At 45.7% G+C, this 24,529-nt stretch carries 18 protein-coding genes, 1 tRNA gene and 1 pseudogene; 5 read left to right on the top strand and 15 right to left on the bottom strand.

The features are described 5' to 3' along the window. Window positions 1-23 precede the first annotated feature (23 nt). The 5 genes from pgi to KDM90_RS06735 all read right to left on the bottom strand — a co-directional run bounded on the left by pgi (window position 24) and on the right by KDM90_RS06735 (window position 7,640). On the bottom strand, window positions 24-1,670 hold the full coding sequence (gene pgi / locus KDM90_RS06715; protein WP_212674813.1) for a glucose-6-phosphate isomerase: 1,647 nt from the start codon (window positions 1,668-1,670) through the stop codon (window positions 24-26). A gap of 29 nt (window positions 1,671-1,699) precedes the next feature. Then, window positions 1,700-2,485, bottom strand: a complete 786-nt coding sequence (gene rsmA, locus KDM90_RS06720; protein ID WP_212674814.1) for a 16S rRNA (adenine(1518)-N(6)/adenine(1519)-N(6))-dimethyltransferase RsmA — start codon at window positions 2,483-2,485, stop codon at window positions 1,700-1,702. Between the two features lie 55 nt (window positions 2,486-2,540). Then, complete coding sequence (gene pdxA / locus KDM90_RS06725) at window positions 2,541-3,605, bottom strand: 4-hydroxythreonine-4-phosphate dehydrogenase PdxA (protein ID WP_212674815.1); 1,065 nt, start codon at window positions 3,603-3,605, stop codon at window positions 2,541-2,543. A gap of 123 nt (window positions 3,606-3,728) precedes the next feature. Beyond that, the gene (locus tag KDM90_RS06730; protein ID WP_212674816.1) at window positions 3,729-5,144 is read right to left on the bottom strand and encodes a peptidylprolyl isomerase; all 1,416 of its coding nucleotides are present in this window, start codon (window positions 5,142-5,144) and stop codon (window positions 3,729-3,731) included. A 114-nt stretch (window positions 5,145-5,258) separates the two neighbouring features. Beyond that, entirely contained in the window at window positions 5,259-7,640 is a 2,382-nt protein-coding gene (locus KDM90_RS06735; protein WP_212674817.1) for an LPS-assembly protein LptD, read from the bottom strand. 310 nt (window positions 7,641-7,950) lie between these two features. On the opposite strand from KDM90_RS06735, the gene KDM90_RS06740 reads away from it, so the two are divergent. The 3 genes from KDM90_RS06740 (at window position 7,951) to KDM90_RS06750 (ending at window position 11,040) form a co-directional block, all read left to right on the top strand. After that, window positions 7,951-8,991, top strand: a complete 1,041-nt coding sequence (locus KDM90_RS06740) for an aminoglycoside phosphotransferase family protein (RefSeq protein ID WP_212674818.1) — start codon at window positions 7,951-7,953, stop codon at window positions 8,989-8,991. Window positions 8,992-9,041: 50 nt separating this feature from the next. Further along, on the top strand, window positions 9,042-9,776 hold the full coding sequence (gene murU, locus KDM90_RS06745) for an N-acetylmuramate alpha-1-phosphate uridylyltransferase MurU (RefSeq protein ID WP_212674819.1): 735 nt from the start codon (window positions 9,042-9,044) through the stop codon (window positions 9,774-9,776). An 85-nt stretch (window positions 9,777-9,861) separates the two neighbouring features. Further along, window positions 9,862-11,040: an FAD-dependent monooxygenase gene (locus tag KDM90_RS06750; protein WP_212674820.1), complete on the top strand. Its 1,179-nt coding sequence runs from the start codon at window positions 9,862-9,864 to the stop codon at window positions 11,038-11,040. A gap of 83 nt (window positions 11,041-11,123) precedes the next feature. Here the strand turns inward: KDM90_RS06750 and KDM90_RS06755 are convergent, their stop codons facing one another. From KDM90_RS06755 to KDM90_RS06775, 5 genes are all read right to left on the bottom strand, one after another. After that, complete coding sequence (locus KDM90_RS06755) at window positions 11,124-12,980, bottom strand: M61 family metallopeptidase (protein ID WP_212674821.1); 1,857 nt, start codon at window positions 12,978-12,980, stop codon at window positions 11,124-11,126. Between the two features lie 7 nt (window positions 12,981-12,987). Further along, the gene (locus KDM90_RS06760; protein WP_212674822.1) at window positions 12,988-13,449 is read right to left on the bottom strand and encodes a DUF3429 domain-containing protein; all 462 of its coding nucleotides are present in this window, start codon (window positions 13,447-13,449) and stop codon (window positions 12,988-12,990) included. A 177-nt stretch (window positions 13,450-13,626) separates the two neighbouring features. Beyond that, window positions 13,627-14,220, bottom strand: a complete 594-nt coding sequence (locus KDM90_RS06765) for a nucleotidyltransferase family protein (RefSeq protein WP_212674823.1) — start codon at window positions 14,218-14,220, stop codon at window positions 13,627-13,629. 17 nt (window positions 14,221-14,237) lie between these two features. Further along, entirely contained in the window at window positions 14,238-14,972 is a 735-nt protein-coding gene (locus KDM90_RS06770; protein WP_212674824.1) for a DsbC family protein, read from the bottom strand. A 55-nt stretch (window positions 14,973-15,027) separates the two neighbouring features. Beyond that, window positions 15,028-16,248, bottom strand: a complete 1,221-nt coding sequence (locus KDM90_RS06775; RefSeq protein WP_212674825.1) for an FAD-dependent monooxygenase — start codon at window positions 16,246-16,248, stop codon at window positions 15,028-15,030. Window positions 16,249-16,408: 160 nt separating this feature from the next. Here KDM90_RS06775 and KDM90_RS06780 point away from each other — a divergent pair. Beyond that, window positions 16,409-16,484 (top strand) — tRNA-Phe (locus tag KDM90_RS06780). A gap of 161 nt (window positions 16,485-16,645) precedes the next feature. Here KDM90_RS06780 and KDM90_RS06785 read toward each other — a convergent pair. Beyond that, window positions 16,646-17,407, bottom strand: coding sequence for a hypothetical protein (locus KDM90_RS06785; RefSeq protein WP_212674826.1), 762 nt, complete (start codon window positions 17,405-17,407; stop codon window positions 16,646-16,648). Between the two features lie 749 nt (window positions 17,408-18,156). Here KDM90_RS06785 and KDM90_RS06790 point away from each other — a divergent pair. Further along, a complete protein-coding gene (locus KDM90_RS06790; protein ID WP_212674827.1) occupies window positions 18,157-18,498 on the top strand; it encodes a hypothetical protein in 342 nt (113 codons plus the stop codon). Between the two features lie 11 nt (window positions 18,499-18,509). Here the strand turns inward: KDM90_RS06790 and KDM90_RS06795 are convergent, their stop codons facing one another. The 4 genes and pseudogenes from KDM90_RS06795 to KDM90_RS18535 form a co-directional block, all read right to left on the bottom strand. Continuing rightward, window positions 18,510-19,919 carry a DUF2130 domain-containing protein gene (locus KDM90_RS06795; protein ID WP_212674828.1) on the bottom strand — a complete coding sequence of 470 codons (1,410 nt, stop codon included), beginning with the start codon at window positions 19,917-19,919 and terminating at the stop codon, window positions 18,510-18,512. A 294-nt stretch (window positions 19,920-20,213) separates the two neighbouring features. Beyond that, window positions 20,214-22,478: an ATP-dependent DNA helicase gene (locus tag KDM90_RS06800; RefSeq protein ID WP_329605302.1), complete on the bottom strand. Its 2,265-nt coding sequence runs from the start codon at window positions 22,476-22,478 to the stop codon at window positions 20,214-20,216. Further along, window positions 22,475-23,374, bottom strand: coding sequence for a VRR-NUC domain-containing protein (locus tag KDM90_RS18530; RefSeq protein WP_438947428.1), 900 nt, complete (start codon window positions 23,372-23,374; stop codon window positions 22,475-22,477). The genes KDM90_RS06800 and KDM90_RS18530 overlap by 4 nt, the downstream gene beginning before the upstream one ends. Window positions 23,375-23,704: 330 nt before the next feature. After that, window positions 23,705-24,124 (bottom strand): annotated as a pseudogene (locus KDM90_RS18535) (VRR-NUC domain-containing protein); the annotation flags it as partial. Window positions 24,125-24,529 lie beyond the last annotated feature (405 nt).

Below are 24,529 nucleotides of genomic sequence, written 5' to 3' on the forward strand. Positions count from 1 at the left end.
CTATCAAGACAAAAAGTCACGTTTCAATTATTCCCGTACCGCCGGAAATAAGAAATCAAACCGCGGGTAGAATCATCAAGCTGCGCATCGTAAGCTTGGTCACCATTTAAGGCCGGTAATAAGCTGTTCGCTAATTGTTTGCCCAATTCCACCCCCCATTGATCGAAAGAATTCAAACCCCACACTACACCTTGCACGAACACTTTGTGTTCATACAGCGCGAGTAGCATGCCGAGTTGGAATGGATCTAAACTCGTCATCAATATCGTGGTCGATGGTTGATTCCCAGCGAACACTTTATGCGGCAATAATTTGGCAATCTCAGCTTCCTGCAAGCCAGCCGCCGCCAACTCTATACGTGCTTGTTGTTCCGTTTTGCCGAATGCCAGTGCCGAACTTTGTGCTAAACAATTCGCCAACAGTGGCGCTTGATGGCCAGGCAAAGGATAATCGCTACTTGCAGCCACCACAAAGTCGCAAGGGATCAACCAACCGCCTTGATGCAATAATTGGAAGAAAGCGTGTTGACCATTGACGCCAATCTCACCCCATACAATAGGATTGGCGCGACAACTTAAGGGTGCGCCGTCACGTCCAACGGTTTTGCCATTGGATTCCATTTCCAATTGTTGCAAGAAGCCAGGTAAGTGGCGCATCGATTCGTTATAAGGCAATACGGCGGTGGTTTCTGCACCCAAGAAATTAGTATTCCAAATCGACATCAATGCTAAAAGCACCGGCAGATTTTTATCTAATGGCGCATTACGAAAATGGGTATCCATTGTTTCTGCGCCTTCGAGCAAACGCTCAAAGCCGCGCATGCCAATCGCCAAAGCCACAGACAATCCTACCGCTGACCACAGGGAATAGCGCCCGCCGACCCAATCCCAAATCTGCAAAATATTCGCCTCGGGAATACCGAATTCTTGCGCCTTGCTTGGGTTCGAAGTGACCGCGATAAAGTGCTTAGCAATCGCCCATTCTTCCATCGCAGCAGCCATCAACCATGTGCGTGCGGTATGTGCGTTAATGCTAGTTTCTTGGGTCGTAAAAGTTTTGGATGCAACAATAAACAAGGTCGTATGCGGATCGAGCTTTTCTAGCAATGGTGCTAAATGCGCGCTATCTAAATTAGATACGTAATAGAAATTCAATCCTGGATGCTGCAAGGCAGACAAAGCGCGCGTCGCTAACTTAGGACCAAGATCTGAACCACCGATCCCAATGTTCACGATATTCTGGATTGCATCGCCTTTAAAGCCACGCCATAAACCGCTACGTACGCGCTCGACGATATCGCGCATTTGTTTGCGTACTGCGTGGACTTCCGGCATGACATCATGTTCTACACTCGGGAAAGGAGTGAAGTCGGTGTGACGTAAGGCCGTATGCAAGACCGCGCGATTCTCGCTGAAATTGATTTTCTCGCCAGCAAACATGCGATCACGCCAGCTTTCAACTTCAGAATGTCGTGCTAATTGAATCAAATCATTCAGCGCTGCTGTATCAATTCTTTGCTTGGAATAATCGACCAACAGGCCATCTAACTCCAAAGAGAAATGTTGAAACCGCTGCACATCATCCGCAAACAAATCACGCAAATGCTGAGTTTGCAAACGCGCTTTATGTCCCAACAAAGCTTGCCATTCTGGAGTATTGGTCAGATTCATAGCTTTACGTGTATTCGTTTAATTCGATTTTAATTCGATGGATTCAGATCTAACAAATTCGCCAGCGCCACATAGTGTTCCAAGGGAATTGCCTCGGCGCGCAATTGCGGGTCAATGCCGACATCGATTAATTGTTGATCAGTGAACAGCCCCGCAACACAATTGCGGATGGTTTTACGACGTTGTGAAAAAGCCTTGGTGACCACTTGTTCCAACAGGGGCAATTTACAGGGCAATTTTTCTTTTTTGGGAATCATGCGCACAATCGCCGAATCGACGCGCGGTGGTGGATCGAACGCAGTAGGCGGAACAATAAATAGTAATTCCATGTGATAACGCCATTGCAGCATCACTGACAAACGCCCATATTCCTTACCACCTGGCTCAGCCACCATGCGTTCAACCACTTCTTTTTGCAGCATGAAATGTTGGTCTTCAACTTGCTCCGCATATTCGGCAAGATGAAATAACAAGGGACTAGAAATATTGTAAGGAAGATTGCCAACGATACGCAGTTTCTTCCCTTGATTGACTGGAATCGTTGCAAAATCAAATTGCAGCGCATCACCTTCGTGGATAATCAACTTACTTTGATCAAAATTTTTCTTCAAACGCGCAACTAAATCACGATCAAGTTCAACCACATGTAATTGATCCAAGCCTTCTAATAGCAAACGTGTCATCGCTGCTAATCCCGGTCCGATCTCCACCATGCTCTCGCCCGGTTTAGGATTAATCACCTGAATGATGTCACTCAAGACCTGTTGGTCTGTGAGGAAATTTTGACCAAAACGTTTTCGCGCTATGTGTTTCATATTATTTGTGTTGTTGCGTTATGGCGTAGCGAATCATTTCGCACGCGGTAATAACTTAATGATGGCGAGTTGCCGAGTTCGTGGCAGCATGTTGGCGTGCGACCATTTCTGCGGCAATCCGAATCGCCACTTTCATACTTCCTGCGTCTGCTAAGCCTGTACCTAATTTTGCCAGATCCAAGGCGGTACCGTGATCGACTGAAGTTCGTATCAGCGGCAAGCCAAGAGTAATGTTCACACCCAAACCAAAACTCGCATGCTTCAATACCGACAAACCTTGATCGTGATACATCGCCAGCACACAATCTGCGTCTTTCAAATATTTTTGTTGGAACAAAGTGTCAGCTGGAAAAGCACCATGCACATCCATACCCAAACCACGGGCATGCAAAATTACAGGATTAATGACATCAATTTCTTCCTGCCCAAGGTAGCCATTTTCCCCCGCATGCGGATTTAAACCTGCCACATAAATCTTTGGTTTGGCGATACCAAACTTGACCTGCAAATCATCATGGATAATCTGCAAGCTAGTCAGCAAATGATCAAATTGAATTGCGTCTGGAACTGCACGCAATGGCAAATGTGTCGTTGCTAAGGCTACCCGCAATGGTTGCGGCAAATGTGCCGATGCTTCGCATGCCAGCATCATCACCACTTGTGGCGTCTTCGTTTGTTGCGCTAAATATTCCGTGTGTCCGGTAAAGGCGACACCTGCATCGTTGATGGTACTTTTTTGCAGCGGCGCCGTGACCATCGCATCGCACCAGCCTTGTTGTATACACTCAATCGCTGAATCCAACGTGGCTAAGACCGCACGGCCATTCCGTGGATCGAGCTGTCCCGCCACCACATGCGCAGCAAGCGGGCAATCGATCACGGTGATTTGATCTCTGCCACAGCCAGGCAAACCATTGTTGCGCAGGGCTTGTTGCGAGATGGCCATTAAACGGATATTTTTATCCAAATCCTGAGCCAGCATCGCCAAATAGGCCGCGTCACCAATAAGTACTGGACGAATCTGGGAACGTAAATCCCAAGCTGCCAACAGAGAAATTTCTGGACCGATTCCGGCAGGTTCTCCAACCGTGATGGCAATGACAGGTAAACGGGATAGCATTATGTGACACTCCTCAGCCGACTATGTATCGTATTCACACATAAGATCTCTCGGCCTCCTGAATTTAGCGATGCTTTGGCAAATTCAGATGGCTTAGGATCTTCGATCAGCTGGATGATCAATTTATTTTTTTTCGTTACGAAATTCGACATAGGCGCGATCACGCAATTGGCGCAACCAGTCCTGCAAGGCTTCTTCTGATTTACGTGCGCGCACTGCATTTCGCGCTGCTACGCGCTTACGCTCCTTCGAATCATCACTGACTTTACGGTCAAGCACTTGCAAAATATGAAAACCCATTTGTGTTTCCACTGGGTCGCTCACTTCATTCACCGCTAGCTTATTCATTACCGCTTCAAATTCAGGGAAGGTAACGCCAGGTAGGACCCACCCAAGATCACCGCCTTTGCTTGCCGAGGTGTCGATAGAATTGGTTTTTGCAAGTTCTTCAAAGCTTGCTGATTTACTCACGATCTTTTGCTTTAAATCTACCAATGTGCTTTTCACTTGCGCCGCAGTCATGATTTGTGTCGGGCGCATTAAAATATGCCGCACATTGGTCTCTTGCACAGTACTTGCCGCAGCAACAGGAGCCAAGTCTCGCTTGCCTAATAGTTTAAAAATATGGAAACCGTTTGGACTACGAACAATTTCAGAAAAGCCACCGACAAACGTAATTTTATTCACTGCGTCACTAAAAATAGTCGGAATTTTATCTTGTTCACGCCATCCGACTTCGCCACCTTTTAATGCTTCGTTTGAGTCAGAGTAGGTTGCCGCCAATTTTGCGAAATCATCACCAATCCGCAATTTTTTATAGACTTCTTGCACCCGAGCATTACGTTGCGCGATGACTTCCGGTGTCGCATTTTCTGGGATCCGAACCATGATATGTCCGAGATTGATCTCTTGATTCTTATTCGGTGCGGCTTCTTGTGCAGCGATAAAATTATCGACTTCGAGCTCAGAAACTTGTAGTTTGCTATCGACTTCGCGCTCACGAATTCGCTGCGTCATAATGTCATCGCGAATTTCTTCACGGAACGCCCCAAACGAAGTACCTTCACGTTCAATTTGGTTACGCATCTCTTGCAATGAAGTTTTGTTTTGCTCAGCCATTCGTTGCAATGCGCGGTCAAGCATAAGGTCATCCACCCGCATCCCTTGCTCTTTGGCTAATTGGATTTGCAAGCGGTCAATGATCATACGTTCAATAATTTGTTTTTCCAGATCCGCCCTTGCTGGTAACGGCGTTCCTTGGGCTTTCAAACTCCGTTCAATATTATTGATGCGCTCTGCCACTTCCAAATTCGTGATCACTTCATCGTTCACAACCACCGCGATGCCATTGATTGTTTGCGCCTTGGCTACTTTTTTCGGTACAGCTTTATTCCCTGTTGCGGGTTCTTCTAAAGGCGCAACCGGAGAAGTCGTTTGCGCGGCTGTTTGGGCGGCTGCGATGCCAGACAAAGACAAGCCAAATAATGCAGTCAAACAAACTGACAAGCAGATTGCGGTCGGACGTTTCAATTGATTCATGTGCAAATTGTGTCGCATAGTGATCCAAAATTCATAATAAAAATGAGGCGCTTAACAATTAATTCGGAAAGCGTCTGTTTTCGCCATATTTTGACGAAAGCTGCAATATACACGCTAATTGGTAGCCTGATAACCTGAAATACTCTTTTTCAAGGTTTCTACAGGATTTGAGCCAAATCCAATTCTCGCCAAGCCATTTAACTCTAACTGTATTGAAAACCCTGAATTATTTGACAAATTTGTCGTGGCAAAACGATGGCTGACAAACCTTAACGCCCAACAATCGGCACGATATTCAAATCCCGCCAATCCTTCAACCAACTTATTATTTTGCAAAGAATAGTTGCTTTTGCCAACAACGTACCAACGATGGGCCAGTGGCCATTGACCGGATAATTCGAGCTGTTTCAAGACTTCGCGTTGAAATTGGTACTGCAAATTCAAAATCTTTTTCGGTGCTGGCTGCCAGCGGACCGCATAGTTAGAACGGACTGATTGACGATCACTCTGACTTACTTGGAGCGCCGCTTCAACATTGAGCGTATCGGAAATTTGCCCGCTGCCTGCCAATAAGAGATCAGAGCGACTTGGATTGGTTTTTCCGTCCAAACTCACTTTTTGCGTATTGAAATAGAATCGCTGTCCAAGAGCAAACTTAAACCGCTCCACCCCATTGTCTTCAATAAAGCGTGAAACGACGCCCGCGGTGACCTGATTCGAGTCGCCGATTCGATCATGTCCGGTGAACCGATTCTCACTAAAAATCTGCGCAAAATTAAAATCTGCCTGAGCCGTATCAAAAAGTGGGAAATTCGTTTGGTCACGATAAGGCGTATTCACGTAGAACAAACGCGGCTCTAGCGTTTGCGTCATTTTTTCACCGAGTAAACTGGCGCGCCGCTCAAAGATCAAACCGCTGTCCAAGGAAACACTGGGGACTGTCCTTTGCAAGCGCTCTGGTTGTCCAACTGCTGGATTATCGATTTGATAGCTTGTCGCATGAAAAGAAATTTTGGGGACAACAAAAAATGCTGGCTGTATCCAAGGTAAGGATAACTGTGGATTAATCACCGCACGTTGGCCACGAATGAGCGTCGGATGCCAGAAGCGCGTCATCAATGCATCAACCGACCAATCGAATCCAAGAATATCACTCTGTCCAGCGTGCACACTGAACTGAGGCAAACGTTCGTAAGGTAAAGTAATCGGCGCCGTAATATCTTGCAGAACTTGGTAGCTTGTCGATCGCAATGCGGCATTCCAGAATGAGCCGTAGTAGTCGAAACCCACTTCACGTAGCAAAAGTCGTTGTGCGGTTTTGGTCGTCGAATTAGAAAAATCCGCAGGGTAATCGTTGTCTGAGGCCTTATTCATGTTCCACGAAAAGACCAATTCAGGTGTCAGATTTTGGCGATGCACCGAGGTTCCAGCATAGCGTGTCGAGTCCGTCAATTTGTCGCGAATCACTTCAATCGCGGTCTCGCCCGCATAGGTTTCACCGAGATAGCGACCTTCCATCCCTAACTGTAATCCGCGTCGAGCGATCATTTTAGGATGCAATGTAAAATCGCGATTAGGTGCAATATTAAAATAATAGGGAACACCGAACTCCACCCCACCCTTGTTCGAGTGGCCGACCGTTGGCGGCAAAATACCAGAGTGACGTGCGCCAGACAAAGGGAAACTAAAATTCAACCATGACGGCGTTCCCATAATCGGAACACCTTTAAAGTACAAAACTGACTTACCAGCAATCCCGGTATCGAGCCCGGTGTCTAATCGCATCGTGTCGGCTTGCAAATACCAATCAGGATCTAATCCTTCGCATGTACTGTAAGTGCCATTGCTGATCGTTGCTTTTTCTTCATTCTCAAACGCTATTTGGTCAGCGCGACCTTGCCCCTTATTCTTGGCAAAAAAATAGCTTGGATTTTGAACAAATCCGGCACCGGTTTCTAAGACAAAACGCATTAAGTCACCGCTGTAACAGTCGCCATTGCGTTTTAAACTGACTTTACCTGTCGCATCAATTTGGTCTTCGATCGGTAAATACCTTGCCTTGTCCGCGTTAAATAGCAGATTTCCCCGCTGGACTTCCACGCCGTGATCGAGGTGAATAACCCGATCCGGTTGCCCTGTAACCAACTCAGCCTGAATCAAAGTCGGTCCCACATCATTTTTTTGATCATCTTTATTATTCGATTTAGTCGAAACTTTTGTTTCCACGATGAGGGGCTTGGGCGTACTTTCAGTTTGCCCGACTGCCGCAGTCAATGATGACGTCTTATTATTTTGTGCCGTCGTTGGTGGCGTATTTTGATGTGCAAGAGATTCTTGTGCATGTACGGGCGCAAAAGCCGTGAACAATACACTAGCGAGAATAGTTTGCTGCAGACCAGACTTTGCCGCAAACGTAGCTGTATGTGACGATGAGTGCGATAATACGTCTTTGATCCGATGACTGTACTGGCACATGGAATGGTTATTTAATGACATTAAGTTAACTGCTTCGCAAGCATTTTGGGTTGATTGACCACACGGTCGGCACCTTAAGCGATACATTTGCATCGAACTTTGTGAACAAATCTTGAAAGAAACTCAGTAAGTAACTCAAGAAAGCACCCAGTAAAAGCAAGCTATTATAGGCGCAAACGCCGCAAAAGTTGACTTTCACCCAAGGACAATTGCAGAAAGCCCAAGCGATTTTTCAACCGCATTCGAGTTTTCTAAGCGGCAAAAACTACCATAAACGACGTCAATCAGATTTTGAATCTTTTAAACTCGCATCCTATTTCATTGTAAGACTATGACCACAATCAATTCCCCCCAAGATCCCCAACGTCTACAAGACCTCAAGCAATGGCTTTCCAGCTTGAAGACACCGCAATTAGCAGTCGACACAATGCGCGTTGCTTCTGCCGACGCTAGTTTTCGACGCTACTTCAGAATTGACGGTCAGTTGAATCAAGAATCCATGAGCTTCATTGTCATGGATGCACCGCAACCGCAAGAGGATGTCAAACCATTTATCCAAATAGCGAATTTATTTGCCCAGTTACACCTCACAGTACCCCAAGTATTGGCTGAGGATACAGAACGCGGATTTTTGCTGTTGAGTGATCTCGGGTCAACCATGTATTCCCATGTACTGAATACGGACACCGCGCATAAATTGTATTTGGATGCAATCGACTCACTTGTTTTACTCCAATCGCAGAGCCAAGCCGATGTCTTGCCCGAGTATGATCGCGATTTCTTACTGCGCGAACTGATGATTTTCCCTGAGTGGTACATACAAAAGCATTTGGGGGTCAATTTGACCGAATCCCAAACTGCGAGCCTTCAAAAAGTATTTGATGCTCTTCTAGCAAATATTGTTGCTCAGCCCCAAGTTTATGTTCATCGTGACTTCCACTCCCGAAATTTGATGTTAATGGACAAAGGCAATCCAGGAATTCTAGATTTCCAAGGCGCCTTATACGGACCAATCACCTATGACCTAGTTTCATTGCTAAGAGATGCCTATGTGCAATGGGACGAAGAAATGGTCTTGGATTGGGCTATCCGATATTGGGAAAAGGCCCGTAAAGCTGGGCTTCCTGTGGCACCAGATATCGACAGTTTTTATCGAGACTTTGAATTCATGGGATTACAACGCCACCTCAAAATCTTGGGTATCTTTGCACGCTTAGCACATCGCGATGGCAAACAGCACTATCTAGATGACATGCCGACAGTGCTTGACTATGTGCGTAAGACTGCCAATCGTTACAAAGAACTGGTGCCCTTATTGCGCTTACTCGATAGTCTTGAAGACGCAGCACCGCAATTTGGGTACACCTTTTAATTGCGCTACCTATCGACTTCTGATCCATTCAACCACAGGTTAATTACTGCATGAAAGCAATGATCCTTGCCGCAGGTCGCGGTGAACGTATGCGCCCTCTTACCGATACTTGCCCCAAGCCCTTGCTCAAAGTGCGTGGACGCCCTCTGATCGTTTGGCACATCCTCAATTTGGTGAAAGCAGGAATCAATGAGATTGTCATTAACCACGCCCATCTAGGCCATCTCATCGTTGACGCTTTAGGCGATGGCAGTCGATTTGGCGCGAACATCCAGTATTCTGCAGAAGAGCAAGCTTTGGAAACCGCAGGAGGCATCGCGCTGGCTTTGCCCATGTTAAGTGATGGAATAGACCCTTTCTTGGTGGTTTCAGGTGATATCTACATTCCCCATTTCGACTTCAAAGAATGTTTTAATACACTTGAAGACAAGGATATGTGGGGCAACCCACATCCGCTCGACAAACGTGACGTGGCCTGGCTGTATATGGTGAAGAATCCTAGCTTTCATCCGGAGGGAGACTTTGCACTCAATCTAATGGGGCTGAGCAATCAAGACAACGTCGGCTCAGTACGTTTGACGTTCGGGAATATCGGCGTGTATCGACCCGAGATGTTTGCTGGCATTAAGCCAGGTAGCCATGCGAAACTTGCTCCCATATTGCGCGATTATGCTGATCGAGGTCAACTCGGAGGGGAGCTATATCGTGGAGAATGGCACAATGTTGGCACACCCGACCAACTTGCTGATTTAAACGCGCCTTTTCAGCCAAGTACCCATCAATAAATCGAACTTGAAAAGACATTCGGAATTCGAAAGTTATCCAAGCAAATAATCTCTATTCGCCCTATGCAACTGCACTCTCGCTAAGATGAAACTCCAGTCATTCACTGCTTCCTCCTCACGTATTGCTATTTGTGGTGCAGGTCCTGTTGGGCAGGCGCTTGCTCTCATGTTGTATCGATGTGGCGTCGCTGCGCACGACATGGTGTTATTTGATGCAAAGACGACAGAACAAGCTAGCCACGACGCTCGAAGTATTGCACTTTCATTTGGTAGCGAACAACTCTTGAAACAGCTGGGAGCGCCGACAGAACGAGTGACTGCGATCGAGGAAATCCACGTTTCACGTCGCAAACACTTTGGTCGCAGCTTACTACGCGCATCTGACTATGCGCTACCAGCACTCGGTTACGTTGCGCGATACGGGGACATTGTCGCGCCCTTGGAAGCCGCGCTCAATTCGGTCGGAATACAATCCATTAGACCTGCCCTAGTCGAACATATCGAGGAACAAAACCAGCACGTTTTACTTCATTTACAAGACGGCCGACAATTTGCTGCGGAGTATGTCATTCAAGCTGAGGGCGGCACATTCGCGGAGCAGGAACAAGGAATCCGACACCACGATTATCAACAAACCGCATTAATCGCCCATGTCACGACTTCGCATCCATTAGCAGGCCGTGCATTCGAACGCTTCACCGAACAGGGTCCACTCGCCTTGCTGCCGCAAGACACAGGCTATGCTTTGGTATGGTGCATGCGACCAAGCCAAGTTGATCAACACCTTGCGATGGGTGATCAAGAGTTCCTAACTGCATTACAAATTCAATTTGGCGACCGCTTAGGACAATTCATACACAGTACCAAGCGCGTCAGCTTTGCACTCGGACTCAACACTCAAGCCTCTGCCACCAGGCGGACAGTTAGAATCGGCAATGCCGCACAAACTTTGCATCCCGTAGCGGGTCAAGGATTGAATCTTGGTTTACGCGATGCAATTGGACTTGCGCAATTTTTCAGTACACAAATGAGTAATCTTGCAGTCAACAATGACACAATCGATTTACACGACTTCTTGAATACTCGGCGTATCGATCGGCAATGGACGATCAAATTGACTGACACAATGGCGAGGATTTTCGCCAGCAGTGCGGATGGATCACTCTTGCAAAGTCTGCTTGGATTGGGATTGTGCGCAATTGATTTGGTTCCGCCACTCAAACAAAGTTTAGCCGAACAGATGATGTATGGCGCTCGCCACTAAGCCCTTGATTCGCCACTATCAAAATCCATCGGTGCCCGAAGAGTGTTCTCTCGGGCATGCTCGATTAGAATCCGTCAATGCGTTCAACGCTGTGATGGGCGCTTCAACGTGCTAGCTTTATCCAATGGCGCCTGCCTCTTTTTGCTGCCAGCTTGGTCTTTTGTTAAATCGATTTGCAAACTCAGAGATGGTGCATCCTCAGGCTGCAGTTTTAACTGAAAACGATGCAGCTCATCACGTCGGAACGCATGAACCTCAACCGTTTCACCAACACGGTAGGGATTGAATAAAGTCGACAAATTATTTGCCACGTCACTCGCGCTCACCCGCAATCCATTAATGGCAACGAGTATGTCCCCCGCCGACATTCCGGCCTTCTGTGCAGCGCCTGAATCAAAGACTTGGAGCAATTTACAATCGGCACCGCTCTTACCCAAACGCGCATTCATTGACGGCTTTTTCGCTGTTGAATCCTCCACCATTGAGACGCCAAAATCCGCATAGAGTTTTGCCAAAGGAAGATCTTCAGTTCCTTTGACAATACGATCAATGAAACGGGCGACCGACACCCCTGTCACCTGTTCCACTAATTCGGCAAAGCCATCTTCACTCAAGCCTTGCTGCATACCGGACTTCTGCTTTAGATAAAAATCTTTTCCGTATTTTTTCCATAGCGCACGCATCACATCATCGAGTGATTTCTTCCCAGCTGTTTCCGCGCGGATCATCAAATCGAGACCGAGCGCAACTAAAGAACCCTTTGCGTAATAGCTCACAATCGCGTTGGGTGCGTTTTCGTCTTGGCGATAATACTTCGTCCACGCATCAAAACTGGAATCCGCTAGGCTTTGTTTCTTTCTTCCCGAGCCGCGCTGTACTGAATTGATCGTCTTCGCGACCAATTTCAAATATGCAGCCTCGTCGATGATCTCACAACGACGTAAAAACAAATCATCGTAGTAACTTGTAAATCCCTCAAACAGCCATAACAAACTAGTGTAATTTTCTTGCGCTAAATCATAGCTTGCAAAACTCGCAGGTTTGATCCGTTTGACATTCCATGTATGAAAATACTCATGGCTACACAAGCCCAAAAAGCTGCGATATGCCTCACTCATATTCGCATCATTTTTGGTTGGTAAATCGTTGCGACTACAAATTAACGCTGTCGAAGCTCGATGTTCAAGTCCGCCATATCCCTCGCCAACCGCCATCGTCAAGAAAACATAGCGCTCCATCGGCGCCTGCTTGGTTCTCGGCTCAAAGAATGCGATTTCAGCTTCACAAATTTTTTGAAGGTCTTTCGCCAATCGAGACAAATCCAGATTAGGTACTCGACCTGTCACGACTACATCATGCGGTACGCCATGCGCCTTAAACGTCACGAGGGCGAAATCCCCCATCTCAACTGGGTGATCGACTAATTCATCATAGTCACTCGCAACGTAGGTGCCAAACCCATACCGCTTTGCCTTCAATTCTGGCAATGAAGTGGCAACACGCCAATTTTTAGCAGCAGGATCAAGCGGCTGCTGAATATCGACAACGTGTGAGATTTGTTCTTGTCCATGTACTTGTAAAAACACACTAGTTCCATTGAAGAATCCATGTGTTTGATCAAGATGAGCTGCACGTACAGATAAATCCCATGCATAGACTTGATAAACTATTTGCAAGGGGCTGTCACATGGGCTTGCTTGCCAGCTTGATTTATTCAACTTCTTTAAACCCAGCTTTTTACCTTTAGCAAAAGCAGAAATTTGCACAATATTGCGCGCGAATTCACGCACCATGTAACTACCAGGTATCCAAACGGGCAACGATACTATTTGGCCATTGAGATCAGGATTCGCAACTGTTAACTCAATCTCAAATAAATGAGCACTCAAGTTCAGTGCCTTGATTTGATAAAAAAGTGCATGCTTTGTTTGCGCGACCATAATCACCTCATGCGTAATTACGAACTGTAAAAGTCACGAACATCAAAACTTGGGTTGTCACTACCACGCAAGTCAGACGATAACGCAACTCCACAAACCATGATGGCAAATCAAATCGCTGATACATGCGCTTGTCATACTGGTAGGAGAAAACGAAGGCAATCATCTGCACTAAAAAGGCAGTTCCGGAAATATAGGCCAAGGAAAACCAAGCAACAATGGTTGGTACGACGCCCCAGATCAAATCCCGTTTCAAATCATGCGTACTACGCTTACTCTCAATAAATGAAAGCCCCCAATGCAAACCACCAACAAATCCAAGGATCGCGACGCCATAGACTAATTGTGCTTCAACAAAAAATGCAGCCACTTCCAATGGCACTAGCCAACACAAGATCATTAGTAAGACGAACGGTGCCAAAGCGATCATGCCTAGACGCGTGGCAAATTGTTTATCAAGATTATCCATACCAGCCAAAAAAAGAAAATCGCCGTTGGGCGATTGGTAAATTCGTCAAAGAAAACAGTATTTTAGGCGAAAATCTCGAGGAAAGCCCTAAATCGCACTGAATTTCTCGTGTCGCAAGACTAAATTGAACAGACGATCGATCATCCATCAATCAAATCGTCGCTTACATTCATCCATTCATCGAGAAAGATCTGCCGGATAATCAATATCACGCAAAATTCCAGGATCATTCACGGGCAATTCCGTCACTGGCAAATCACGCAATAATTGACGTGCGCCTTGATCGCCACTTAATTGCGATAACAAAGAAAAGTAATGTCGTCGAAATCCTACCGGATTGCCGCGCTGTCCTGCGTAAGTCGGTACGACAACGCTTGCACCTGCACGCATGGACGCGACCATCGCATGAATAGTGGTCGGTTGCACGAACGGCATATCGCCGAGAGCAATCACCACAGCATCGCAGTCAACTGACAAACAGGCTAAGCCAGCGCGTAACGAATGCGCTAGGCCTAGACTTGCATCGTCACAATCACAGATTGTCAACTTGGTCAGTGACAACGTTTCCCTCAGTTGCTGGCTGTGTTGACTTTTTGCGGAAATCACCACCATGCTTTCGGGTAAAACCGCATTCAGGTTTGCACTACTCGTCGCAAGAATGGAGCGTCCATCAGCTAAACTACTTAATAACTTATGCTTACTGCCTGAAGAATCAAACCGCTCGCCACGCCCAGCGGCGAGCAACATACCGCAGCAACGAAAGGTTTGCATATTCACTTCGTGCAAACTTATTTTGCTACGATCGAAGGGTTCTTCAAACTGGCAAATTTATCTTCCAAGCCTTTGACATCGACCATCCCCGGCAAGCGGGAACCGTCGGTAAAGATCACGGTCGGCGTCCCCGTTACTCGTAATTTCTTACCGAGCGCCAAAATTTTATCATTGGGGGCATTGCAATTTGCAGGTGCAGTCGCAGCCACTTTGCCATTCATCATCCACTCGTCCCAAGCTTTGCTACGATCGGCTGAACACCAAATATCGCGTGATTTCACCGCAGAATCTTCCGCCAAAATGTTATACATAAAAGTGTAGATCGTCACGTTGTCGACAGACTGCAAAGTTTTGCGAAATTTCTTACAGTAACCGCAATTCGGGTCTTCGAAAATAGCAATGACGCGTTTGCCATCCCCTTTCACATACTTCAACGCGGATTCCAAAGGAAGCTCAGAGAAATTCACCCGATTCAGTTCGTCCGTACGCTGCTTGGTGAAATTGACTGTCCCCTTCACATCAATGATGCTGCCGACGAATACATACTTGGCTTTTTCATCCGTGTACACAATCTCGCTGCCCATGCGCACTTCATACAAACCGCCATAGGGAGTTTTCGTCACAGAATCAACCTTCGCACCGCCACCGATATTTGCCGATATTGTTTTCTTTATATAGGCCTCTGTCGGTGTTTCTGCCTGAGCAAACGTACCCACTCCGGCAAGTACAAGCGCAATTAATATTTTTTTCATTTATTTTCCTTCTTTTGATTCGATACAAATTTAAGAGGCCAAGCCTGGTAATACGCTAAGTTGCTTTTCCCATTGCATGGGAGATTAATTTTCTTTTTAGGACTGGTAAGTGATTCAGTAAGTTCATTCCCGCACCCCGCACCAGACGAACGGCTGGAAATGCGCTACCGAAGAGACGTGCCAAGCCGTCCGTCGTTATTTGCATCAACGCGACCTCTTCGCTGCGAGCCCTTTGATAACGGCGCAACAATCGACGATCGCCACAATCACGATAAGCCTCACGCTGCGTCAAAATTTGTACCAATGCCTGAACATCACCAAAACCTAAATTCATTCCATGTCCCGCCAATGGATGCACGGCATGCGCCGCATCACCGATCAAAGCAACGCGCTCTGCCACCATGCTATGAGGACGGATCAAACGCAGAGGAAAAGCCTTAATCGTCGCTGGCTCCAAAGGCGTCAACTCGCCCAGTGAGTCGTGAACATAGATCGATATTCGCTGTGCTAAATCCGTCAAACTCATTTGCAACAATTCAGACGCAAGTGCATCAGGTGCTGACCAAACCAATGACACCAAATTTCCCGGCAAGGGTAACAAAGCAATAATTCCCTGCTCTTCCACAAACCATTGCCGTGCAATTCCTTGATGCGGCTTAGTACATGCAAAATTCGTCACCACGCCTTGTTGACCATATGAACGATAATCGAGACCTATATCCGCTTGTCCTCGTACCCACGACTGTGCACCATCGGCACCAACAATTAATTCTGCCTGTATAGTTCGCCCATCATGTAATTGCAAACTTGCGTAGCTCTCCTGAATACTCATACCTGTAGCGGTGCCAACATATTGCTGAATATTCGGAGCAAATCGCAGTGCCGTATCGAGAGCACGATTTAAATTGCTATCTTCGACTATCCACGCCAATTCATTAATGTAAGCACCATAAGCATCAAAATGTAGTAGACCCTTTGCATGTTCCGATGCATCAGCGACATGCATGGCGCTCACTTCAGCAATGCGACTCTTATCCAATGCACCCCAAACTTTCACGCCATCAAGTAAGCGATGGGCTACATGGTTTAACGCAAACACCCGCACGTCCCATTCCGCGGGAAGCGCACTAGTGGAAAAAAGTGCCGCATCTTTTGTACTGCTCGCACTTAAGAGACTCACAGATAAGCCAGCTTGTGCCAATGCCAATGCCGCTGCTTTTCCAACCGCCCCATCACCGACGATACAGACATTCGTACGACTGAATTGTTGGTTCATATTCAACCTTTGTTGAGAGAAACACAGAATCTCCGCATTATACGTGAGCGCCCAAATTTATCCGTGGAAGCAAAATCCTCAACTGATTTCCCTCAAACTCGGAGATCAATTCACAAATAATTTGCTTTTTTCCGAATATGTGTCTATAATTCTTGGTCTTGGCCTGGTAGCTCAGTCGGTAGAGCAGAGGATTGAAAATCCTTGTGTCGGTGGTTCGATTCCGCCCCGGGCCACCAAGAAATTCGTATTAAAAATAAGGGCTTACAGCGATGTAAGCCCTTATTTTTTGCGCCGTCAGTTCTACAATATGGGTCTAACTCTACAATTCCTTTGGCTTAGGGAAGTTTACGATATTGTATGAGTGTCGAAAAATTGACTATTGAGTGAACTTATCTTTTTATTCTGCGATTTCTGTTTCGTATTCGAAAGTTAGTTTCGCATCATTTCCCCAACTTTGGTCGTAGATTGGGGGGACATATCTATTTACGGCCTTTCCTTTATATACAAAGATTTTTCGTTCCCCCTCCTCTAGGCTAACCGAAGTAAATCGACGAGGCTCAGCAAATGCGATCGCTACCTTTTTTGATTGACATACGCTAGCTCCCATTGACAGTGACACTTTCATTAAAAAAGTTAAGTCTCGCTTGTTCATCGCCCAATCCATTTCACATTGAAGACGGAGATCTCCTAATCTCTTCTCGTTTACTAGTAAATTTGGGGATCGAACCGCGGATTGAAATCTGGTGGTCCCTGATTTCGTGGATACTATTACTTCAATGTCCTCTTGTTGCCCTTTACTCATGTTTTTATCTAAGCGAAAGAATCCGTCTTCTTCCATAGGAATTACAGCTTCGGCATCGGAAGAAACCAAGCGCAAGTTCAAGCCTTGAATATTAACTCTTACATTTTGTTGAGGAAGTAATTGAAAACCGACATCCGCTTTTGGCGCAAACGACTGAAATTTTTCAGCGGCTTCAAGGCCATAAAGAAAAGATTGTAGGGGACGACGGTCAGGATTTTTTATTGCCAAAATCTTAACTTTTCGCGTGATGTCATGTTCTTGGAATGAGGTGGTTACAGATGCATAGGCATCTTTTTGAATTCCAGATGTTATGAAAGCTGTTAGTAGCAATAATAAATAATTTGACTGATATTTCATGTTTCCATCCTAAATTTCTCAAATTAGAATTTGCTTTTGTATTAGATTTTCGATTAGCGATGCGCTTACGCCCGGCCTATTTACGATTTCTGAATAAGTCATCGAGTTTGCTCTAATAGAATTAAGCAATAAATAGAAATTCACGCTAATTGAGTTAGTTAAATAATGTTTTCGATCAAAAAGAACATAATTTGAAATAGTGTTTTTATTAACTTCAAACATGATGTATCTTTTTTCATTCAACTAAAATGTTCTAAGTGCATTGTTATATTTGTCGATGGTATTTACTTCAGTTTCTTCATCAACAAGCACGTGATTAATATACCGCCAACACTTCCATTGCTCATAGCTATTTACCAATTAATTTTCCAAATGATTATATATTTTATTAATTTCATTTGTAATATACAAATCACGTAACTGCCCTTTTTGAAGATGTACCATGGAGAAGAACGTTATTTTATTTTCCATTAAATTTGTGGGTAAACGTCGAACCACTGCTGGGATTAATGTGGTTTGTGTCAAATAAGAAAGAAATGGAATCCCCGTACGAACACTAATTTTCTTCGCCAAAAATTGACTTGGATAAGATTACCAGAGTCTTTTTTGTTGTTACCTTTTCCTTTATTGCCATCTAAGAATGCAAGTATTGATCTTTTTTCTTTACTGCTCCCCGTACCACCAATGCCATAGGCTGAGTTGACCGACGCGGCATTTAAGACTATATAAAAACAGCGATAGGAAAAGTTTTGAGGAGTAAAGGACGTATCGTCAATACGCGCTTTTTTGCGATAACAGCGTATTACCAGTTTGATCCTGACTTCAGTAATGGTGCCTCTGGCTGGAAGAAATGGATTGCTGAAAAGAGAGTACTAGATTGTCGCCGCCGTGTTTGGCATAAGGCTACGCTGGAAAGGAGTGGTAGCTTGGCCGAACCCAATGCGCAATTGGGCACACAGTACAACCGATTTTGGAGCGAGTATTGCCACCCGGACTACCCTAATTTACCAGCCGCTGATTTACTTGGACAACAAAAAGTATCGCAAAACTCGATGTCTTCCAATCGACGATACTTTCATATTGCAAAATAAATACCAAAACCTTACTCCAATAAATCCCCACTCCCTTCACGCAAATCTGCGAACTTCTTCGCCATGGTCGGATTCCCTTTGGTCAGACGCTTAATTGTCACATCCTGCGCCTTATCATTCGCTAAGCGCAAATTGCGATCAGTGCCCAACAAGGCGTCTTTGGTCTTTTGCAGATGATCGATGGACTTGTCGATTTCCTCGATGGCTTTTTGGAACTTCGCGGAAGCCAACTCATAATTTCTACCGAACGCAGCCTTAAAGTTATCGAGCTCACTCTCAAAATTGGTGATATCAATATTCTGCGACTTCACCAGCGCTAGCTCGTTCTTGTACTGCATAGAATTCATCGCCGCATTGCGCAACAATGTGATCATGGGGATAAAGAACTGCGGGCGCACTACATACATTTTGGGATAGCGGTGGAAGACATCAACGATGCCCGAATTGTAGAGTTCGTTTTCTGGCTCAAGCATCGATACCAAGATCGCATATTCGCACTGCTTTTCATGGCGATCTTTGTCGAGCTCTTTCAAGAAATCTTCATTCTTTTTCTTGGTCGCGGTCTCTTCGTTTTCGTTTTTCATCTCAAACATGATCGAGACAATCTCGGTACCCGATTCATCAAAATCACGGAAAATAAAATCGCCCTTGCTGCCGTTGCGCGCGTCATTGTCTTTTTCAAAGTCTGCACGCGGAAATGCCATCGAACGGATCTTGTTAAACTCGATCTCGCAATGCTGCTCCAAAGTCTCGCCCACCATCTTGGTCGACAGCTTGGCCTTCATATCCTTCAAACGCTCAATCGCTTCATCGCGGTCTTTCAACTGCGTTTCGTATTTCTCTTTCAACGCACTTTCAGCCAAACTACGTTCCAGCTGCGAACGTTCTAAACCGCTCCTCAATTCATCACGCTGTTTCTCAACTGTCGTAATCGCCTCTTTAATCGCCAATTGCTCGCTGATGGCCTTGGCATCCAACTGCGCTTTCAAACTCTGAATCTGCGCCTCTTTCTCTGCCGCGACTTTCTGCATCTCGGTTTGCAATTTCGCTTCCAACAAAGCCGCTGCTGCTTCGCGATCACGCTTGGCTTGCGCCAATTCATTCACCAAGGTATCACGTTCTTTTTGCACCTGACTCAAAGCCTCAGCCACCGCCAACTGCTTCTCAACCCCCACAGCATCAAGCTTAGATTTCAGCGCCACGATCTCAGCATCCTTACTCGCCGCCACCCGCTGCACCTCACTCGCACTTTTCGCCTCCGCCAACTGCACCGCCGTCTGCTTCTCTTGCGCAGCCAAGCTCAAACGCTCATGCAAAGCCTGCTCAAACTCAGCATCATGCACCTGCCGCACGATATCGGCATAACCAGTTTCATCGATCTTGAAAGCTTTACTGCAATGGGGGCAAATGATTTTGTTCATAAAAAGTACCTGAAAATAGTATTACTCGCACTATACACAAACAGCATGACATAGGCTGTCGCAATCTCGGCGCAAGATTTAAAAAGTCTTAAAAATTAATACGTAGCTTGCACAAGCACATCAGTCATTCAAACACTGCCAACGCTAACGACATGAAATACGGTAGCGACGATATGCAGCTAACTCCCTCGATTTTTTAGCGTGCATAAGTCGAGGCATTCCCGATACGAATGTGTCCTGCCGGTACCATTGCAAGAAGCAAACGTGATTACTCGCACGGTCTGTTCTTATCCATTATCGCTTCCACCAACGCGGCAATAATGCTTGAATTTGGTCTTGTTGAAATCGATCGTCAATTAAGTAAATCACACCGCGATCTGTGTTGGTCCGAATCACGCGCCCCGCAGCTTGTACCACTTTTTGCAATCCAGGATACAAGTAGGTGTAATCATATCCAAACCCAAATAGTTGATACATTCTTTGCTTGATTTGTTCGTTGATAGGATTGATTTGCGGCAGTCCTAGCGTTGCTATAAAGGCGCCTATCAAACGCGTACCAGGCAAATCAATTCCTTCGCCAAAAGCGCCACCCAACACCGCAAATCCTACGCCTTGACTGTCCTCAGTGAAATTGGCAATAAACCGATTCTTCGAAGCTTCGTCCATCTTTCTAGTCTGCACCCAAGTGCTGATGTGTGGAAAACGCTGCGTGAACAAGCTCGCGACTTGATCCATGTATTCAAAACTACTGAAGAAAGCAAGATAAGCACCTGGCGTTTGATCGAATTGGTTTGCCATCAGATCCGTGATCGGCGTCAGAGATTGATGCCGATCTGCATAACGGGTGGATACTGTTTCAACGACATGGACCGCTAACTGTTCAGGATCAAATGGGGATTCGACATCAACCCATGCGGTTTTCTCTGGCATGCCGAGGAGATCACTATAATAATTCCACGGCGTCAATGTCGCAGAAAACAAAGCACTTGTGTGACTTGCTTTAAATCGTGCTTGTAAAAACGGTGCAGGCACAATATTTCGGATACAGAGAATAGATCCATTTTGCTTCATCGACACGTCGAATATCGAATGCTCTCCAAAACATTCACTTAGTCGAATAAAGATCAAAGCATTGAAATAGAACTCTTGCAAACCGGAATTATTCGCCGAGGGATGGTCGACAAAATAGCTACCAATTTCGGCACAAAGACTTATCAATGTTTTAGTCAATTTATCGGGAAGTTGTGCGTGAACTTGATACGAATCGATACCCTTGCTTTGTATTAGATCTGACTTCTCAAGCATTCGCCACTGTCGCCGTACTTTATCGCACGCCTTTTTTAGTTCGGGTGGCGCTTGTCTTTGCATCTCCTTAAAACGTGCAGAATGCAATTCTATTGTGTACATCTCACGCGCACGCGCCACCATATTGTGCGCCTCATCAATTAGGACGCTGATCTTCCAGTTATTATTCAGTGCCAAACCGTACAACATCGCATTTAAATCAAAATAATAATTATAGTCACCGACAACGATGTCACTCCATTTGGCCATTTCGATACTCAAATAATACGGACAAATTTGATGAGATAAGGCAACCTCTCGCAACTGTGCCTGATCAAGGATCGCAATCCCAGCGGCAGCCGCGCGCGCCTCGGGTAGGCGATCATAAAACCTTTTTGCTAAAGGGCATGCTTCGCCATGGCAGGCGTTTTCTGGAAATTCACATGCATTCGCTTTCGCGACTAACTCCAGTGCTCTTAATGATGACGGCGGTAGTTTCTCCTGCATGGTGGCGATCGCATTCAACGCTACTTTCCGCCCAGAAGTTTTGGCGGTCAAAAAAAAGAGCTTATCAAGTTGGTGTTCCGCGATCGCTTTGAGCATAGGAAAAAGGCTGGCGATAGTTTTGCCAATTCCTGTTGGTGCCTGTGCTAATAAACAGCATGCACGATTGCTTGCTTTGAACATGGCTTCGGCTAGTTCGCGCTGACCAGCTCTAAAACTAGGATGAGGAAACGGCATCACACGTAAAGCTTGGTCGCGCTGTCGACGATGCGTCGATTCGTGTCTAGCCCATGCCAAAAAACGCCTGCAAGTTTGCTCGAAAAAATGAGCCAATGTGGCGATATCGAAAGTCTCAGTGAGTGGGATTTCGGTCAGCCTATCGATATCGTAATAGATCAACGCCAGACTCAATTCTGGTAGTGCGTGCTGTTGACACAATAAATATCCGTATATTTTTGCTTGCGCCCAATGAAGCTGATGATGATTCTCGGGAATCGCATGAAAGTCACCACGATAAGTTTTGATTTCCTCCAGTTGAACTCGATCAGGGTCAAACCCATCCGCACGGCCTTTAATTACTAATTCCTCATAGCGTCCTTCTAGTCGAATTTCTCGTTGGTAGTTAGGCTTTCTGCGCGCAGCAACTTGTTGATGTCCTTCTATTCCCTCTAGTCCCGATGGTGAAGGTGTAAAGCGGAAATCCAAATCTCCTTGCTTTGCTGTGAACTCGACCAAGCTACGCACCGCGACCACATAGGAACTCGAATTCACAAACTCACCTCGCACCATTCGAGATAGCAAACCGCGATCGGCATTTGATGTGTAAGGCAGTATTCCATCATCCTTTTCTGATTATCTTGCAAGCGATCACCTGGCCCCTTTACTTCAATCATGTTGTAGCGCTTTTCTTGAGGCCAAAACTGAATCAAATCAGGGAAACCATTTCGATTCAATTTCACGTCAGACAAAATTCGCGTAAACCACAGTTTGAGATGTGATGCAGGAATACAGGTTAAAGCAAGATCAATTAACGTATGGTCTAGCAGGCTCCAAAATACAAATGGAGACTGCATGCCTTGTTTCTCAACATAGGTTTGTAAAATCGTCGTCGCGTATTCGCCAGTCTCTAGCTGATTGAAACATTGTTCGAAAATATCTTGGCGCCTAGCATAAAAATCCACACTTGTTAGATCAACTGGGCCTCGATGAAAGGGATGAAAAAAAGCACCAGAAACAGGTTTGAAAATCGCTTTCCAACACAATAATCCGAACAATGAATTAATGAGAGAATTCTCAACATAAAACACCGGGGCATCATCTCGATGGAGAAAATCTCTGACCACATTTTCCACGGAATAGGCTTCACCTGGATAGGGCAATTGCAGATCCATTCTTTCCACACTAGATGGGTTCGCTACTCCAACTTGCTTATGTCCGAGCCTACGTTGCAAGCGTGGCGCACTACGCTGTAATTGCTGCAGCTCTGCTTCATTTTCCGGTGCAGTCAAAGCTTCATTGAGTAAATCTAAAGCTTGCAAACTCTGTCCATTTTTCTCGAATGTGCGGATCAGGCGTGCACGCACGCCTGGGTAAAACGTGCGTTGATAAATGTGGATTGCCAAATCCCAATCCTTGCACTTTTCCGCTGCCTGTCCAAGCTGAAACATGAATTTATGTCGGCGCCGATCTATCCACTTATTCTGAATATGAAGACTGAGCGCATGAGAACAGGCAATCGAAATTTGCGCATCCTGTTCAAACAAATCCCGATATTGTTGCAAGCGCAAATAGTCATCGATGTCACCCCTCGTCTGAAAGCCGCGTGACTCCAAAGAAATCTCGACCGATTCATAGCGATAAATACCTAAGTCTGACAAAACAAATTCCGACCAGTCTTGATGACAATTTCCAAAGAAAATCAAACGCAAGCGATCACATAGCGCTTGATTCGTAATCTGAACAAGGGTTTCTTGCGAACTGGAGTGCCAACAAGAATAGCGCTTTGCTGGGCCCACACGATCGCGTAGGTAGCATAATTGTTCGGCTTTTTTCGATTGCTTGATTGGTGCGGTCAGATCGAATATCGAAGTGATTTCCGGCTTCGACAAGACCTCAAACAACTGATCAATCGAAAGCATGGGATCAGACTCGACCCAACCAGCTGCGATCAGTGGAGCAATCGCCATTTGCGGGTCACCAATTTCTGCATAGTTCAATTTCGTGAGGCGAAAAAATTCTCCCTTGCGCATCACCATTCGAACGAACAAAGCTTGCGCGTTACTTGGCAAACTTTGAAAAGACGCGATAAATTCACGCTCGTCCGCAGTCAATAAATCGTTATAACGCGTAGTCAGCCAATCGAGAACCAACTGAAAATTTTCGAGATAGTACAACGGGTTGTCGAGAATGGGTTTCATGAGAAAAAATTGCTGCGGCGACTGCGAGATTCACGACATTTGAAAGTATTGATTGATTATTGCCTGACATATTACACTGATTAAATATACAGTGTAAATGTCGTTTCAGCCTGCGTCGAAAAATCTCTCGTTCGAACAATGCAAACACCAATTCTTGGCCCGCACTATCTCTTGGCATTCTCTTATTTTGAGCGGTGACACTCGACGATCTACGCATTGGAAATCGATTCATTTGTAGAACAAGTAACCTCAGCGTAGTCATGGTCCCTGCCACCCACTTGCCTTTTGCATTTTTAATTTTATATTTACATTAGTTAATGTTGACACACTCAGCACTTGAAAGTGCTTAATTGATTGTTGACGGCGTCTATCAGATACACTCCACGGTCGACCGACTACGACGCT

This window comes from Affinundibacterium fentianense (assembly GCF_018139545.1).
Classification (GTDB): domain Bacteria; phylum Pseudomonadota; class Gammaproteobacteria; order Burkholderiales; family Burkholderiaceae_D; genus Undibacterium; species Undibacterium fentianense.

Coding starts and splice junctions, on each gene's coding strand:
- pdxA (WP_212674815.1), bottom strand. CDS start 3,605: ATGCTATCCCGTTTACCTGTCATTGCCATCACGGTTGGAGAACCTGCC.
- KDM90_RS06755 (WP_212674821.1), bottom strand. CDS start 12,980: ATGGTCGCGCAAACAAAGCATGCACTTTTTTATCAAATCAAGGCACTG.
- KDM90_RS06795 (WP_212674828.1), bottom strand. CDS start 19,919: ATGAACAAAATCATTTGCCCCCATTGCAGTAAAGCTTTCAAGATCGAT.
- KDM90_RS06730 (WP_212674816.1), bottom strand. CDS start 5,144: ATGAATCAATTGAAACGTCCGACCGCAATCTGCTTGTCAGTTTGTTTG.
- pgi (WP_212674813.1), bottom strand. CDS start 1,670: ATGAATCTGACCAATACTCCAGAATGGCAAGCTTTGTTGGGACATAAA.
- KDM90_RS06735 (WP_212674817.1), bottom strand. CDS start 7,640: ATGTCATTAAATAACCATTCCATGTGCCAGTACAGTCATCGGATCAAA.
- KDM90_RS06750 (WP_212674820.1), top strand. CDS start 9,862: ATGAAACTCCAGTCATTCACTGCTTCCTCCTCACGTATTGCTATTTGT.
- KDM90_RS06765 (WP_212674823.1), bottom strand. CDS start 14,220: ATGCAAACCTTTCGTTGCTGCGGTATGTTGCTCGCCGCTGGGCGTGGC.
- KDM90_RS06770 (WP_212674824.1), bottom strand. CDS start 14,972: ATGAAAAAAATATTAATTGCGCTTGTACTTGCCGGAGTGGGTACGTTT.
- KDM90_RS06785 (WP_212674826.1), bottom strand. CDS start 17,407: ATGAAATATCAGTCAAATTATTTATTATTGCTACTAACAGCTTTCATA.
- KDM90_RS18530 (WP_438947428.1), bottom strand. CDS start 23,374: ATGTTTCAGCTTGGACAGGCAGCGGAAAAGTGCAAGGATTGGGATTTG.
- KDM90_RS06775 (WP_212674825.1), bottom strand. CDS start 16,248: ATGAACCAACAATTCAGTCGTACGAATGTCTGTATCGTCGGTGATGGG.
- rsmA (WP_212674814.1), bottom strand. CDS start 2,485: ATGAAACACATAGCGCGAAAACGTTTTGGTCAAAATTTCCTCACAGAC.
- KDM90_RS06760 (WP_212674822.1), bottom strand. CDS start 13,449: ATGGATAATCTTGATAAACAATTTGCCACGCGTCTAGGCATGATCGCT.
- murU (WP_212674819.1), top strand. CDS start 9,042: ATGAAAGCAATGATCCTTGCCGCAGGTCGCGGTGAACGTATGCGCCCT.
- KDM90_RS06740 (WP_212674818.1), top strand. CDS start 7,951: ATGACCACAATCAATTCCCCCCAAGATCCCCAACGTCTACAAGACCTC.